We start from the raw sequence: 14,248 nt of genomic DNA, 5'->3' as shown, positions 1-14,248 counted from the left end.
GGTCCTAGGTGTCTTGGCATAGGCGCAAAAAGCGCCAATCGCTACAATGGCCTGATACCGATTCGGAGTAACACCATGTCAACCGTCACCATCGAATTGCCTGAAGAATTGGCGCGTGCCCTTGAAAAAGAGGGCAAGCGCAAACGCAAAACTTTGACCGAATACTTGGCAGACGTGGTGGAGGTGCAACAGGCCGAACGCGCTTTGAAAAAAGCCCTTAAAGCCAACCAAGGTAAGCCACAGATTGCTGCACAGGATCTGTACAAAGAATGTGGACTCTGATCTTTGAAGACTCGGCTTCTGAGGTCTTTCGCAAGCTGGATAAACCAGTCCAGCGTCGCATAAAAAAATACCTAGAAGGGGTTTCAAAACTCCCAGACCCCAGCGCAAGGGGCAAGCCACTCACCGCAAACTTTGCGGGTTATTGGCGCTACAGAGTAGGTGACTATCGGCTGATATGCCGCATTGAGCAAAACAAATTAATCATAACGGTGGTGATGCTTGGGCACCGCTCCACCTTGTATGACGCATAACCCACGATTGGATAAATCTCATCGCTGCTGCGTCTCCCACTGCGGGTGTACCCAGTAGGGCGCTTGGGACGGTGGCAGTGGGGTTTGGCCGCGTATGGCGTCGGCCAGTTTCTCGGCCATCATGATGACGGGGGCGTTCAGGTTGCCGCTGACCACGTCGGGCATGATGGACGCATCCACCACACGCAGGGCTTGCACGCCGTGCACGCGGCCTTGGCCGTCGGTCACGGCCATGGGGTCGGTGCCCATGCGGCAGGTGCACGAGGGGTGCAGCGCGCTCTCGGCATGCTCGCGGATGTGGGCGTCTATCTCCGCATCGGTCTGGATGTGCTTAGGCGGCGATATGGCTTCGCCGCGGAAGGGGGCGAACGCGGCTTGCTCAAATATCTCCCGCGTGAGGCGAATGGCGGCACGCATTTCCTTGCGGTCTTGCTCGGTCTGCATGTAGTTGAACAAGATGCGCGGCGCTTGGCGCGGGTCTTTGGACTGGGCTTTGACAAAGCCCCGGCTGGTAGGCCGCATGGGCCCCACGTGCGCCTGAAAGCCATGAAAGCTGGCGGGCGAGCTACCGTCGTAGCTCACGGCCATGGGCAGGAAGTGGTACTGCAGGTCGGGGTGTTTGACGCCCGCTTCGCTGCGGATGAAGCCACCGGCCTCAAAGTGGTTGGTAGCGCCTAAGCCCGTGCCTTTGAGCAGCCACTCCACGCCAATCTTGAGCTTGGCCAACGGGTTCATGGCCGAGTACAGGGTAATGGGCTGCTTGCAGGCGTACTGCACGTAGGTTTCCAGATGGTCTTGCAGGTTTTCGCCCACGCCGGGCAGGGCGGCCTGCACCGGTATGCCCAGTGCGCGCAGTTCGTCGGGGTTGCCAATGCCCGATAGCTGCAGCAGTTGCGGCGAGTTGATGGCACCGCCGCACAGAATGACTTCGCGGCGGGCGCGGAGGTGTTCGGTTTGCGTGCCGTTGATCACTTCCACGCCCGTGGCGCGGTCTTTGTCAAACACCACGCGGCTGACGAAGGCGCGGGTGCGCAGGTGCAGGTTGCCACGCTTCATGGCTGGGCGCAGGTAGGCCATGGCGGTGCTCCAGCGGCGGCCTTTGTGCACGGTCATGTCCATGGGGCCTAGGCCTTCTTGCTGGTAGCCGTTCATGTCAGCGGTATAGGGGTAGCCCGCTTGCTGGCCCGCCTGCATAAAGGCTTGGTAGAGCGGGTTTTGGCACGTGCCGGTGGACACGTGCAGCGGCCCGCTGTCGCCCCGGTAGTCGTCGCCGCCTTTGGCGCGGGTTTCGGCCTTGCGGAAGTAGGGCAGGCAGTGGGCGTAAGACCAGTCTTCCAAGCCCCGGTAGCCAGACCAGCCTTCGTAGTCCATGGCGTTGCCACGGATGTAGACCATGCCGTTGATGGACGAGGACCCGCCCAGCACGCGGCCACGCGGGCAGTACATGCGGCGGTTGTTCATGAAGGGGTCTGGCTCGGAGTGGTAGTACCAGTTGTACTTGTCGTTGGCCAGCGGATAGGCAAAGGCCGATGGCATGTGGATGATGATGCTGTGGTCCATGGGGCCCGCTTCCAGCACCAGCACCGACACGCTGGGGTCTTCGGTCAGGCGGTTGGCCAGCACGCAGCCAGCAGAGCCTGCGCCCACGATGATGTAGTCGAATTCGTTTTTCAGCATGTTCACAATCAGCGGTAAGAGCAAGCCACGTCTCCTAGCTCGACATAGACGGTTTTGACCTGGGTGTAGTGCTGCAAGGCCAGCATGCTGTTCTCGCTGCCAATGCCCGACTCGCCAATGCCGCCAAAGGGCATTTCGATGGGGGTGATGTTGTAGTTGTTGATCCAGCAAATGCCCGCTTGCAACTGCGCTGCCATGCGGTGACCGCGCTTGATGTCTTGCGTGAACACGCCGCTGGCCAGGCCAAAGCGGGTGTCGTTGGCGCGCTCAATCACCTCGGCCTCGGTGTCAAAGGGCAGGATGCTCATGACCGGGCCAAAGATTTCCTCTTGCACGATGCGCATGGCGTCGGTGCAGTGGCCAAACACGGTGGGCGCTACAAAGTAGCCGGGGCAGCCGGGCACGTCCACCGTGTGGCCGCCTGCCAGCAGCGTGGCCCCAGCGGCTTGGCCTTGGGCGATGTAGTCCATCACCTTGTCGCGGTGGGCGGCGCTTATGAGTGCACCCACCTCGGTTTGCATGTCCATGGGGTTGCCCACGCGCAGCAGGGCGGTGCGCTCCAGCAGGCGCTGGGTAAAGCGCTCCAAGCAGCCGCGCTGTACAAACACGCGGGTGCCGTTGGTGCAAATCTCGCCCTGGGTGTAGAAGTTGGCATTCATGGAGGCCGATACGGCTTGCTCCAAGTCCGCGTCATCAAAAATGATGAGGGGCGACTTGCCGCCCAGCTCCATGGTCACGCGCTTGAGCGTGCCAGCCGCTGTGGCCATCACCTTTTTGCCCGTGGGCACGGAGCCGGTGAGCGACACCTTGGCCACGCTAGGGTGGCTGGCCAGCGCAGCGCCCGTGGGGCCTAGGCCCTGCACCACGTTGAACACGCCTGCGGGCAGGCCGGCCTCTAGATAAATCTCGGCCAGCTTCACGGCGGTCATGGGGGTCAGTTCCGATGGCTTGAACACCATGGCGTTGCCAGCGGCCAGTGCGGGGGCGCTTTTCCAGCAGGCGATTTGGATGGGGTAGTTCCACGCCCCGATGCCCACGCACACACCCAGCGGCTCCAGCCGGGTATAGGCCATGGCGTTTTTCAGGGGGTATTGCTGGCCTGTCAGGGTGGCGGCAGCGCCAGCGAAGTATTCCAAGCAGTCCGCGCCGCTGAGCACGTCCACCGCCACGGCTTCTTGCAGGGGTTTGCCCGTGTCTTGCACTTCCCAAGCTGCCAGTTCGGCATTGCGCTCGCGCAGCAGTTGCACCGCGCGGGACAGCACGCGGCCTCGCTCGGCTGCGGTGTACTGGGCCCAAATGGCTTGGCCTTTGGCGGCCGAGGCGATGGCGCGCTCCACATCAGCATCGCTGCAGGCATGCACTTGGCCTATGCGCTCGCCCGTGGCGGGGTTGATGTTGTCAAACACGGGGCCAGTGCCGTGCACGGGCTGGCCGTCGATGAAGCTGGGGATCAGGTGGGTGGTTGTTGTCATAAAAGGGGCAGACGGTGTGGGCCATTAACGCAGCACCACGGTGCGCAAGCCATTGATAAAAACCCGGTGCTCAAGCATGAATCGCACCGCCCGCGACAGCACCAGGCATTCCACCAAGCGGCCTGCGTTGCGCAACTGTTCGGGGCTGTCGGCGTGGTCTACGCGCTCCAGCGCTTGTTCGATGATGGGGCCCTCGTCCAAATCGGCGGTGGCAAAGTGGGCCGTAGCGCCAATGAGCTTGACCCCGCGTTCGTACGCTTGGTGGTAGGGGCGTGCGCCCTTGAAACCCGGCAGGAACGAGTGGTGGATGTTGATGACCTTGCCCAGCAAGCGCTGGCACAGGCTGTCGCTGAGCACCTGCATGTAGCGGGCCAGCACCACCAGGTCGGCATGGGTGTCGTGCACCAGTTGCAGCAAGCGGGCTTCTTGCTCGGCCTTGGTGTCGGGCGTCACGGGCCAGTGGTGGTAGGCAATGCCTTCGGCCTCCACCAGTGCGCGGCAGTCGGGATGGTTGGACACCACGGCCACGATGTCCATGGTCAGCTCGGCCCTGCGCCATGCGGCGATCAGTTCGCGCAGGCAGTGGTCGTGCTTGGACACCATGATGATGACGCGCATGGATTGGCTCATAAGGCCACAGCCCCATTGCGCGTTGGGGAAGGTGGCGCTTTGGCGTTGCAGCTCGGCCAACAGCACGCTGGGGCTGCTGGCGCAACTGAAGATGGCCCGCAAAAAGCAGCGCTGGGTCGCGGCGTCGTCGAACAGGCTGAAGTCCTGCACGTAGGCACCGTGTTGCTCCAAGATGCGGGAGACTTCAGCCACTTGGCCGCGCTGGCTGTCGCAGGCCAAGTTCAGCCACATGGGGTGTAGCTGTGTCACTTAGAGTCCCAAGCCTTTCTTGACCGCAGCCAAACCATCTTCACCCTTCACGGTGGTCACGCCCTTGAGCCAGTCGTTGAGCACGGCGGGGTTTTTCTTCAGCCAAGCGCGGGCAGCCGCGTTGGGCTTGGTTTTGCTCATGATGGGCAGCATGACCTCGTTCTCCATTTGGGTGGAAAAGGTCAGGTTGCGGATTAGCTGGCCGACGTTGGGGCAGCGGGTTTCGTAGTCGGGCGGCATGGCGGTATAGACCTTGGCTTCACCGTAGTTGGGGCCAAACACATCGTCACCGCCTTCAAGGTAGCGCATCTTCACCTGCACGTTCATGGGGTGGGGTTCCCAGCCCAAAAAGACGATGGGTTTTTGGTTTTTCACCGCGCGTTGCACTTCGGCCAGCATGCCCGCTTCCGAAGACTCCACTACCTTGAAGCCTTTGAGGTTGAACTGGTTCTTGTCGATCATGCCCTGCACCAAGGCGTTGCCATCGTTGCCGGGTTCAATGCCGAAAATCTTGCCGTCCAACTCTTTGGAGAACTTGGCAATGTCGGCAAAGCTCTTGAGGCCTTTGGTGTACAGGTACTCGGGCACGGCCAGCGTGTACTTGGCACCCACCAAGTTGGGCTTGTCCAGCACCTTGATTTGGCCAGCCTTCACAAAGGGCTCGATCATGGGGGTCATGCTGGGGTTCCAGTAGCCCAAGAAAACGTCTAGCTGCTTGTTCTTGAGGCCTGCAAAGGCAATGGGCACCGAGGCCATGGTGACCGATGGCTTGTAGCCCAACTCTTCCAGCACCACCGAGGCCAAGCCGGTGGTGGCGGCAATGTCAGTCCAGCCGACGTCAGCGAACTTGACCTTTTGGCAGGCTGCGCTCTCGGCAGCTTGGCTGTGCAGGGGAAGGAGTGTGCTCAGAAGGGCGACAACTGCGCCCACGGTACCGCGATGGAAAAGAGACATGACACGACCTCAAGGCTAAAAGTAATGAAGTCTTAACTTTTCCACATCCACCTGCGGCGGATGTTCTGGAACCGACTTGTTCTGGCTTCAGCGCGGCATGCCATGGGTTTGTGCTGGACTTGCGCTATGGTGCTGCCATGAGCAGCGAAACCCCTTCCTCCCCTGTGTATGCCGTGGTCGCCCATCCCAATTGGCGCGGCTCGCATGTCAACCACCAACTGCGGCACGCCGCAGCCACCACCCCCGGCGTGGCGCTGTGCGATTTGTACGAGCGCTACCCGGACTACGCCATCGACGTGCCCGCCGAGCAAGCCCGGCTCAGTGCCGCCCGCCTGCTAGTGCTGGTGTATCCGGTGCAGTGGTATTCCATGCCCGCTTTGCTCAAACTCTGGCTCGATGAAGTGTTCAGCTACGGCTGGGCCTATGGCCATGGGGCCAAGGCGATGCAGGGCAAGGACTTGTGGTTGGTGCTCAGCACCGGTGGGTCAGAGGCGTCTTACCACCCAGAGGGTTACAACCGCTATTTCTTCGACGCCTTTTTGACCCCCTATGAGCAAACCGCCGCCCTGTGCGGCATGCGCTTTTTGCCACCCATGGTGCTGCACGGCGCACACAGCGCAACCCCTGCCGAGATAGAGCGGCATGCGGCCACCTTTGCCGAGCGGTTGCGCACTTACCCCCAGTGGCCGGAGCTGGCCGATAGCGCAAGCTGTGCCGCCTGCGATGTGCCCGATGCCGACAGACCTGCAGATTCAACGCAAGGAGGGCACTGACATGGAGCACGCACCTGTTTGGTTGATCAACAGCCTCATCTACCTGAGTGCGGCGGTGATTGCCGTGCCCTTGTCCAAAGCGCTGGGCCTGGGGGCCATCATTGGCTATTTGGCCGCTGGCATTGCCATCGGCCCGTGGGGCGCAGGCTGGGTTAGCAACGTGGAGGACATTTTGCATTTCGCCGAATTCGGGGTGGTGCTGATGCTCTTTTTGGTGGGGCTGGAACTGGAGCCACGGCGGCTGTGGAGTTTGCGCCGCTCCATCTTTGGTTGGGGCGCGCTGCAGGTCTTGGGTTGCGCGGTGCTGCTCATGCTCGTGGCCATGGCCTGTGGTGTGGGGTGGCGTCTGAGCGTGGTGGGGGCGTTGGGCTTGGCGCTGTCCAGCACCGCCATTGCCCTGCAGGTCATGGGTGAGCGCAACCTCATGCCCACCCAGAGCGGCAAAGCAGCGTTTTCTATTTTGCTGTTCCAAGACGTGGCGGCCATTCCTATCTTGGCCTTGCTGCCCCTGCTGGGCGTGGCTGAAGAGGGAAAACAGGCTCTAGAGCCCGTGGGATATGCTTGGGCAGCTATAAAAATCATAGCAGTCGTTCTCGGCATTGTGCTGGGCGGTCGCCTGCTGGTGCGCCCGCTGCTGCGCTGGATTGCGCGCTCGCGCACGCCCGAGATATTCACCGCCGCAGCGCTCTTGGTGGTGGTGGGCATTTCGGCCCTCATGCTGTTGGTGGGCTTGAGCATGGCGCTGGGCGCTTTTTTGGCCGGGGTGCTGCTGGCCGAGAGCGAATACCGCCACGAGCTGGAAACCGATATCGAACCCTTCAAGGGTTTGTTGCTAGGGCTGTTCTTCATCGCCGTGGGCATGCGCATCGACTTTGGGGTGCTGCTGGCCTCGCCCGGCACCATGGCACTGGTGGTAGTGGGCTTTTTGCTGGTCAAGGCGGTGGTCATTTACAGCCTAGCCCGCTATGTGCAGTTGCCCGGCCCAGAGCGCCCGGTGTTCACCTTGCTGCTGGCGCAGGGCGGGGAATTCGCCTTTGTGGTGTTCCAGACAGCGGCGGGGGCCCATGTGTTGTCGGCGGCTACGGCCTCGTTGCTCATTGGGGCAGTGGCGGTGTCCATGCTGCTCAGCCCCTTGGTGCTGGTGGTGGTGGATCGCTGGCTGCTGCCGCGCTTTGCCGCACGCAGCGCCAAGAACGGGCCTGCCATCGATGAAATTGCCGAGCCGCAAAGCGCGCCCGTCATCATTGCTGGCTTTGGGCGCTATGGGCAAATCGTGGGGCGCGTGCTGCTGGCCGAGGGGATTGGTGCCACCGTGCTGGAGCACGATGCCGACATGGTGGCAGCGACCCGCAGCTTTGGCTACCGGGTGTTTTTTGGTGATGCCAGCCGCTTGGACTTGTTGCGCATAGCCGGGGCGCAAACGGCCAAGGTGCTGGTGGTGGCGGTGGACGATGTGGAGCAGTCCTTGGCCATTGTCGATTTGGTGCAGAAGCATTTTCCGGCCCTGACCATCGTGGCCCGCGCCCGCAATGTGACCCACTGGAACCAGTTGCGCGAACGCAATGTCACGCTGCTCGAGCGCGAGTTGTTCGAGTCCAGCCTGCGCAGTGCCCGCAGCGTGCTGCAGGTGCTGGGCCAAAGCGCCCATGCAGCCCGCCAAAGCACCATGCGCTTTCGCCAGCACAACCTAGAGTTGCTGGACGCCATGCGCCCCCACTTCAAAGACCGCAGCAAACTGATCGCCGCTGCCAAACAAGCGCGCCAACAGCTAGAGGAGCAAATGGCGCAAGAACGCGCGGAGCGCGACAAGCACAAACGCACCGACTGGAGTGGGCAGGGTGGGGAGGATGGGGCGTTCTAAAGGCCTAGTCACTCTGACGAGAGCTTCCCTCTGCTCACTTCCCACCGCCATTCCCATCCTCCCGCACCGCCTGCACCACCCGCACTTGCCCAGGCTGCAGTTGGGCTTGGATGAAGGCTTGCACATCGGCCACGGTCACGGCTTGCAGGCGCTCTTTTTCATGCAGGGCGGTGGAGCGGTAGCTACTTTGGCGCAGCACGCGCATCAGGGTGCTGACCCAGTAGCCGTTGTTCTCTTGCGCTTTGTCCATGCGCTCCAGCATGGGGCGGCGGGCACGGTCTAGCGCATCGGCGCTGATGTCGCCCTGCGCCATGCGCTGCAGCACTTGCTGCACAGTTTGAGCAAAGGCGGCAAAGTGCTGGGGTTGCGTCTCGATGAAGCTGACAAAGTAGCCGTAGTCCGGCTCGTTTTCGATGTAGGTTTGCGGGCTGTAGCTCAGGCCCATGCTCTCGCGCACGGTGTCGATCAGGCGGGCGCGCAGCATGGCGGCAGTCAGGTCGGCGGTGGCTTGCCACTGCTGGGTATTGGCATCGCCCACGGGGCCGGGGGCTTGCAGCGGCCACAGCAGGCCGGTGTAGCCTTGGTCGGCACGGCCTTGGTGTTGCACCGCATACGGTGTGGCACTGGTGGGGAGGGCTTGGGCCTTCAGTGGCGTGGCTGGGGTGGGCGCTTGCCACTGGCCAGCTGCCAAGGTTTGTGCCACCAGAGCCGTGGCTTGTTCTGGATCAAAGTCACCCACCAGCACCACATCCAGCGCTTCGTGCTGGGCGCTGGCCAGAAGCGGGCGCAGAGCGTCCACCGTGGGGGGGGTGCGCAGTTGGGCCTCGGTGGAGTTGCTGAGCAGGCGCGGGTCATTGCCCAAAGCCACGCGCTCTACTTCACGCATGAACACGATGTTGGCCTGTGTGGGAATTTGGGCCGCGGCAATGGGGCCAGCTTGGTCCATTTTGTCGAACAGTTCTGGTCGCCAGCCAGGTTCGCGCAGGTAGGCGGTCATCAGCTCCAGTTGCTCGCGCAGCTGGGCTTTCTGCGCATTACCCAGCAGCGAGAAAGACCGGTAGGCGGCTGTCAAACCGCCTATGCGCAAGGACTTGCCTTGGGTTTGGGTCCAGCGCTGCAAGTCGGCCAGGCCCATGCGCTGGGTGCCACCCATGCTGAAGAAGGGTAGCGCCCACAGGGCGGCGGCCTGGTCGGGCTGCATGCCAGCGCGGCCTTGGCCAAAGCTGACGCGCACTTGCACATTGCCTATTTCCTGCTTGGTGGGCTTGAGCACCAAGCGCGTGCCGTTGTCAAAGGTGATGAAGGTGGCACCCAGCTCGGCATCGGTTTTTTGAGTGGCTACTTTGCCGGGCGCGCCCAGGTGGCTCCAGTTGCCAAAGGGCCAGACCACGGCTTGGGCGGCGTTGCTGGTGTTTTGCACGCTTTGCGCCCATGCTTGGCTCACGGCATCTGCCAGCGCGGCACGGCTGGCTGTGCTTTGTTCTGTGGATTGGAATGCCAGCGGCGCACCGTTAAACAGGCTGCGCAAGCGTTCTGTGAGCTGCTGGGGCGTGAGCTGGGCCAGCAAATCCTTGGCCAGTGCCAAGTCTTGCGCGGCGCTGGTAAATACCGTGCCGTTGTGCGCGGTTTGCAGCAGTTCATTGGCCAGCGACGCGGAGGCGCGAGTGGCGTGTTGGCCTACCAGCTTTTGCAGCGTGGTGAGTAAGTTGGTGCGTACGCGCTGCAGTTCGTCCGGGCGAACGCCTTCAAACAACAGTTGTTTTTGCACCTGTACCACGGTCTGCAAAGCCTCGGCCCAGCGGGCAGGTGCGGCGCTGATGGACAGCGCGCTGAATTGGGCTACTTGCAGCACATCGCCTTGGTAGTAGGCCCCGGCGGACAAATACGGGCTGCCCGCTTGCAAGGCGCGCTCTTGCAGGCGGTTGTTGAGCACATCCAGCGCCAGTTGGGTGACTACATCGTCACGTTCGGTCGCTTCTGTGGGCTGTTTGGCAGTCCACGGGCGTTGCCACTGCAGGCTCAGGTTTTCAGGTACACCGGCTTCGCTGTAGACCTGTACCGCCGCGATCTTGTCGGTGCGTGGCAGGACTTGGCCACGCGGCTCGGGGGCTTGGTAGCCGTGGGCTTGCCAACTGGCAAAGGTTTGCTCGATTTGTTGGGCTACGGCCTGTACATCGATAGCGCCCACCACGATGAGGGTGGCGTTGTCGGGGCGGTAGTTGTCTTTGTAAAAGCGGCGCAGTTGCTCGCTGGTGGCGTTGGCAATCACGCTGGTCAGCCCAATGGGCCAGCGCTGCGGTATACGCGTGCCTGCCAAGGCGTGGGCGGTGCTGGCTTGGCTCGTGCGACGTGCTGGGGTGTCGCGCACGCGCTCTTCGGCCAGCACCACTTTGCGCTCTACATCAAGCAAGTCTTGTGACAAGGTGAGGTGCTCACCAATTTCGCGCAGCAGCGTAAAACCAGTTTGCAGCGACTCGGCGTTGGCACGCGGAAAGTCGAAGGTGTAAACCGTTTGGTCAAACGCCGTGTAGGCATTGGTGTCGGCCCCAAAGCGCAGGCCTTGGCGCTCCAGCATGCGCACCACATCGCCATCGGCCAGGTTGCGGCTGCCGCGAAACGCCATGTGCTCCAGCACGTGGGCTAGGCCTTGCTCGTCGTCCTTTTCTTGCAAAGAGCCCGAGCCAATGCGCAAACGCATGGAGACGCCATCTTTGGGCGTTTCGTTGTGCAGCAGGGCATAGCGCATGCCGTTGGGCAGCACGCCAAAAAGCACCCGGGGGTCGGGCTGGCGCTGCACCACTTGGTGCGGCCACGCTGGGGTGGCGTGAACCACTTGTGCAGAGGGCTGAGCGGCTATAACTGGGGGGACAAAGCTGTGGCCAAGGCACAGGGCCGCAGCGAGCGTCAAAACAAAAGAGCGCATGGAATGTGCAGTAGCAGTGGTAGGAGGGTGGGGGCGCTTAGGCCAGCGTGGTTTGGATGTGCTGGACCCATTCGTTGGCGTGGCCATAGAAACGAGAGTGGTTGAGCACTTGCGCGCCTTGCTCGCTGCGCAGCACAAAGCCCGGAAAGCCTTGCACGCCCACGGCCCCCATAAAGCGGCGGGTGGCGTCGATGTGGTCTTGCGCATCGCCTTGCAACTGGCGCTGCAGCGCGGCCTCGAAAGTGGCTCCGTCTAGGCCCAGTTGCACGGCCAGTTGTTGCAGCACGGCGCTATCGACGATCTCTAGCCCATCGACCCAGCGCGCTGTTTGCAGCGCGTGCAGCATGGGCAGGCCCCGTGCGGGGTCGAGCTCTTGGGCGGCCAGCAGGGCGGCAATGGGGGGCAGCGAGTCCAGCACGGTGTCGGCGCGGTTGAGCAGGCCTTGCAGATAGGCTTGGCCCAAGGGCTGGCCGGTCATGGCGGAGATGCGGGCATCGGCTTGGCGCACGTAGGCGCGCATGTGCTCTGGCATGGTTTGGCGGTCGAACAAGCCGCCAGCGTGTAGCTGCACCGGTATGCCTTGCTCGTGCAAGGCTTTGGCCAGTGGGCCTGCGGCGTAGCACCAGCCGCACAGGGGGTCGAGGAGGTAGTGGAGGGTTTTGTTGCTCATAGCGCTGGGGTAGAGGGTGCGGCCATTATTCGGTCAGCGTGGCACCAATGTGGTGGGCAAAGCTTGGGGCAATAGTTTGGGGTAGTCGCGGCTGTAGTGCAGTCCCCGGCTCTCATGGCGGGCTTGGGCACTTTTGACGATCAGGTCGGCCACTTGCACCAGGTTGCGCAGCTCCAGCAAGTCGCGGCTGACGTGGAAGTGGGCGTAGAACTCGGCAATCTCGGCTTGCAAGAGCGCAATGCGGTGGGCAGCACGCTCCAGCCGTTTGTTGGTGCGCACGATGCCCACGTAGTCCCACATGAAGCGGCGCAGCTCGTCCCAGTTGTGCGAGATGACGACCGACTCGTCGGCATCGGTCACGCGGCTGTCGTCCCACGCAGGCAGGGTGGGCAAGCTGGCGTTGCATTGGTGGTTTTTTGCTATGGTTTTGGTAGCGGCCTTAGCAAACACCATGCACTCTACGAGCGAATTGGATGCCAAACGGTTGGCCCCGTGCAAGCCTGTGCAGGCGGTCTCACCCACGGCGTACAGGCCTGCTAGGTCGGTGCGGGCGTCCAGGTCAGTCCACACGCCGCCGCAGGTGTAGTGCGCGGCGGGCACCACGGGAATGGGCTCTTTGGATATGTCTATGCCCAGCTCCAAGCAGCGGGCGTAGATATTGGGGAAGTGCTCTTGCAAAAACGCCAGCGGCTGGTGCGATATGTCCAGATACACGCAGTCGTAGCCGCCTTTTTTCATCTCGAAGTCGATGGCGCGGGCCACGATGTCGCGCGGGGCCAGTTCAGCGCGCTCGTCGTGGTCGAGCATGAAGCGCTTGCCCCCTGCCGAGGGTGGCAGCAGCAGCTTGCCGCCTTCGCCGCGCACGGCTTCGCTGATGAGAAAGCTCTTGGCATGCGGGTGGTACAGGCAGGTGGGGTGGAACTGGATGAACTCCATGTTCTGCACCCGGCAGCCTGCGCGCCACGCAGCGGCAATGCCGTCGCCCGTGGCGGTGTCGGGGTTGGTGGTGTACAGGTACACCTTGCCCGCGCCGCCCGTGGCCAAAATGGTGTGCTGGGCGCGAAAGCTGTGCACGCTGTCGCTCTCGTCGTGGTGGGCGTACAGGCCCACGCAGCGCTGCGGGCCGGGCAGGCCCAGCTTGCGGCTGGTGATGAGGTCCACCAGCGTGTGGCCTTCCAGCACGTGGATGCGCGGGTGCTGGCGCACGCGCTCGATGAGGGTTTTTTGCACTGCAGCGCCCGTGGCATCGGTCACGTGGACGATGCGCCGCGCACTGTGGCCGCCTTCGCGGGTGAGGTGCAGATGACCGTCTTCTTTCGAAAAAGGCACGCCCAGGCTTTGCAGCCAGGCGATGGATTCGGGCGCGTGCTGCACCACAAATTCGGTGGCAGTGCGGTCGCAGAGGCCAGCGCCTGCCACCAGCGTGTCGTCCACGTGGGCGGCAAAGCTGTCGTTCTTGTCCCAAACAGCGGCAATACCGCCTTGCGCCCAGCCACTGGAGCCTTCGGCCACGCCGCGTTTGGTGAGGATGGCCACGTCAAACTGGTCGGCCAGCATGAGCGCGCAGCTCAGGCCCGCCAAGCCGCTGCCGACGATGAGCACGTCGTAATCGCTGCGCACAGCGCCAGCCACAGAAGGAGAGGGGGAGGAAGTAGTCATGCCAACAAAAACGTGCAAAAGCTGTAAGAAGACGGTCGGGTGGTGGGCCTTCAGTGGTGCGGATGGGTGAGTTTGTGCAGCCACTGGCGGGCATCGTCCATCACAGGCCACCACACCAGCAGCACCAACAGGGCTGACAAGGGCAACGTGGCGATGTAGCCAAAACGCTGAAAGCCCCAAGCGCCCAGCATGCCGCCGACAAAAAAGGCACTGATCAGTGCCATGAGGATGCGCATTTTTTTGAAATCGGCCTGCACCAAGTTTTCGCGGGTCAGGCGGTTGATGTAGGTGAGCTTGCCCAGTTCTATGCCCAGGTCGGTGATGAGGCCGGTGACGTGGGTGGTGCGGATTTCGGCCCGCGATATTTTGGTGATGAGCGCGTTTTGCAACCCCATGATGTAGCACAGCAGCAGCACCGTGGGGGGCACAAAACCCACACCAAAGGCATCGATTGCGGCACCAAAGAGGCCAAACATGAGCAGCAAAAACGCCTCGATCAGCAAGGGCCGCCCGTAGGCGCTGCGCAGCTGGCGGCGCAAGGCCCAGTTGACCATCCACGCCGTTGTCATGGCACCCATCACAAAGGCCAGCACGGCCGCTGCGCCACTGGCCACCAACGCCCAGTGCGACAGTACCAACGCATCGGCCACGCCAGAGACCATGCCCGACATGTGCGAGGTGTACTGGCCCACGGCCAAAAAGCCCCCGGCGTTGGTCGCCCCGGCCACAAAGCACAGCGCCACGCCCAACTGGTAGTTGGTCTTGCGACTGCGCTCGGGGGCAGTCCATTGGCGGTAGTGGCTGAACATGGGGCCGGTGGACTGCGTTTTGGTTCGTTGCGGGGCTG

At 62.5% G+C, this 14,248-nt stretch carries 12 protein-coding genes; 4 read left to right on the top strand and 8 right to left on the bottom strand.

Features of this window, described 5'->3' with window-relative positions; all coding sequences use genetic code 11:
• Window positions 1-75 precede the first annotated feature (75 nt).
• Window positions 76-282 carry a YlcI/YnfO family protein gene (locus KIK84_RS10185; RefSeq protein WP_214122986.1) on the top strand — a complete coding sequence of 69 codons (207 nt, stop codon included), beginning with the start codon at window positions 76-78 and terminating at the stop codon, window positions 280-282.
• Entirely contained in the window at window positions 270-533 is a 264-nt protein-coding gene (locus tag KIK84_RS16920) for a type II toxin-antitoxin system RelE family toxin (protein ID WP_214122985.1), read from the top strand. The genes KIK84_RS10185 and KIK84_RS16920 overlap by 13 nt, the downstream gene beginning before the upstream one ends.
• An 18-nt stretch (window positions 534-551) precedes the next feature.
• On the opposite strand, the gene betA is transcribed toward KIK84_RS16920, so the two are convergent.
• Genes betA through KIK84_RS10160 form a run of 4 tightly spaced genes read right to left on the bottom strand, consistent with a single transcriptional unit; the run spans window position 552 to window position 5,515 of the window.
• On the bottom strand, window positions 552-2,210 hold the full coding sequence (betA, locus tag KIK84_RS10175) for a choline dehydrogenase (RefSeq protein ID WP_214122984.1): 1,659 nt from the start codon (window positions 2,208-2,210) through the stop codon (window positions 552-554).
• Window positions 2,211-2,218: 8 nt separating this feature from the next.
• Window positions 2,219-3,682: a betaine-aldehyde dehydrogenase gene (betB, locus tag KIK84_RS10170; protein ID WP_214122983.1), complete on the bottom strand. Its 1,464-nt coding sequence runs from the start codon at window positions 3,680-3,682 to the stop codon at window positions 2,219-2,221.
• Between the two features lie 24 nt (window positions 3,683-3,706).
• Window positions 3,707-4,543: a formyltetrahydrofolate deformylase gene (gene purU, locus KIK84_RS10165; RefSeq protein ID WP_214123282.1), complete on the bottom strand. Its 837-nt coding sequence runs from the start codon at window positions 4,541-4,543 to the stop codon at window positions 3,707-3,709.
• A gap of 18 nt (window positions 4,544-4,561) precedes the next feature.
• Window positions 4,562-5,515, bottom strand: coding sequence for a choline ABC transporter substrate-binding protein (locus KIK84_RS10160; RefSeq protein WP_214122982.1), 954 nt, complete (start codon window positions 5,513-5,515; stop codon window positions 4,562-4,564).
• A 137-nt stretch (window positions 5,516-5,652) separates the two neighbouring features.
• Here KIK84_RS10160 and kefF point away from each other — a divergent pair, with 137 nt between their 5' ends.
• Together kefF and kefC are read left to right on the top strand one after the other, a co-directional pair.
• Window positions 5,653-6,288, top strand: a complete 636-nt coding sequence (kefF, locus tag KIK84_RS10155) for a glutathione-regulated potassium-efflux system oxidoreductase KefF (RefSeq protein ID WP_214122981.1) — start codon at window positions 5,653-5,655, stop codon at window positions 6,286-6,288.
• A gap of 1 nt (window position 6,289) precedes the next feature.
• The gene (gene kefC / locus KIK84_RS10150) at window positions 6,290-8,149 is read left to right on the top strand and encodes a glutathione-regulated potassium-efflux system protein KefC (protein ID WP_214122980.1); all 1,860 of its coding nucleotides are present in this window, start codon (window positions 6,290-6,292) and stop codon (window positions 8,147-8,149) included.
• Window positions 8,150-8,183: 34 nt separating this feature from the next.
• Here the strand turns inward: kefC and KIK84_RS10145 are convergent, their stop codons facing one another.
• From KIK84_RS10145 to KIK84_RS10130, 4 genes are read right to left on the bottom strand one after another with little or no spacing between them, the layout of a single operon-like run.
• Window positions 8,184-11,072: a M16 family metallopeptidase gene (locus tag KIK84_RS10145; RefSeq protein ID WP_214122979.1), complete on the bottom strand. Its 2,889-nt coding sequence runs from the start codon at window positions 11,070-11,072 to the stop codon at window positions 8,184-8,186.
• A gap of 37 nt (window positions 11,073-11,109) precedes the next feature.
• Window positions 11,110-11,742 carry a DsbA family protein gene (locus KIK84_RS10140; RefSeq protein WP_214122978.1) on the bottom strand — a complete coding sequence of 211 codons (633 nt, stop codon included), beginning with the start codon at window positions 11,740-11,742 and terminating at the stop codon, window positions 11,110-11,112.
• A 33-nt stretch (window positions 11,743-11,775) separates the two neighbouring features.
• Window positions 11,776-13,401 (bottom strand): L-aspartate oxidase, encoded by a 1,626-nt coding sequence (nadB, locus tag KIK84_RS10135; protein ID WP_214122977.1) that lies wholly within the window; start codon window positions 13,399-13,401, stop codon window positions 11,776-11,778.
• A 50-nt stretch (window positions 13,402-13,451) separates the two neighbouring features.
• Window positions 13,452-14,210: a YoaK family protein gene (locus KIK84_RS10130; protein ID WP_214122976.1), complete on the bottom strand. Its 759-nt coding sequence runs from the start codon at window positions 14,208-14,210 to the stop codon at window positions 13,452-13,454.
• Window positions 14,211-14,248 lie beyond the last annotated feature (38 nt).

The sequence above is a fragment of the Curvibacter sp. CHRR-16 genome (assembly GCF_018474005.1).
Taxonomy (GTDB): domain Bacteria; phylum Pseudomonadota; class Gammaproteobacteria; order Burkholderiales; family Burkholderiaceae_C; genus Allorhodoferax.
Note: the sequence above shows the minus strand (reverse complement) of the source record. Positions and strands in the feature narration are given on the sequence as shown.

What these genes read in the sequence shown, in the direction of transcription:
- kefF (WP_214122981.1), top strand. Translation starts at nt 5,653, where the DNA reads ATGAGCAGCGAAACCCCTTCCTCCCCTGTGTATGCCGTGGTCGCCCAT.
- KIK84_RS10185 (WP_214122986.1), top strand. Translation starts at nt 76, where the DNA reads ATGTCAACCGTCACCATCGAATTGCCTGAAGAATTGGCGCGTGCCCTT.
- kefC (WP_214122980.1), top strand. Translation starts at nt 6,290, where the DNA reads ATGGAGCACGCACCTGTTTGGTTGATCAACAGCCTCATCTACCTGAGT.
- betB (WP_214122983.1), bottom strand. Translation starts at nt 3,682, where the DNA reads ATGACAACAACCACCCACCTGATCCCCAGCTTCATCGACGGCCAGCCC.
- KIK84_RS10130 (WP_214122976.1), bottom strand. Translation starts at nt 14,210, where the DNA reads ATGTTCAGCCACTACCGCCAATGGACTGCCCCCGAGCGCAGTCGCAAG.
- nadB (WP_214122977.1), bottom strand. Translation starts at nt 13,401, where the DNA reads ATGACTACTTCCTCCCCCTCTCCTTCTGTGGCTGGCGCTGTGCGCAGC.
- purU (WP_214123282.1), bottom strand. Translation starts at nt 4,543, where the DNA reads ATGTGGCTGAACTTGGCCTGCGACAGCCAGCGCGGCCAAGTGGCTGAA.
- KIK84_RS10160 (WP_214122982.1), bottom strand. Translation starts at nt 5,515, where the DNA reads ATGTCTCTTTTCCATCGCGGTACCGTGGGCGCAGTTGTCGCCCTTCTG.
- betA (WP_214122984.1), bottom strand. Translation starts at nt 2,210, where the DNA reads ATGCTGAAAAACGAATTCGACTACATCATCGTGGGCGCAGGCTCTGCT.
- KIK84_RS16920 (WP_214122985.1), top strand. Translation starts at nt 270, where the DNA reads ATGTGGACTCTGATCTTTGAAGACTCGGCTTCTGAGGTCTTTCGCAAG.
- KIK84_RS10140 (WP_214122978.1), bottom strand. Translation starts at nt 11,742, where the DNA reads ATGAGCAACAAAACCCTCCACTACCTCCTCGACCCCCTGTGCGGCTGG.
- KIK84_RS10145 (WP_214122979.1), bottom strand. Translation starts at nt 11,072, where the DNA reads ATGCGCTCTTTTGTTTTGACGCTCGCTGCGGCCCTGTGCCTTGGCCAC.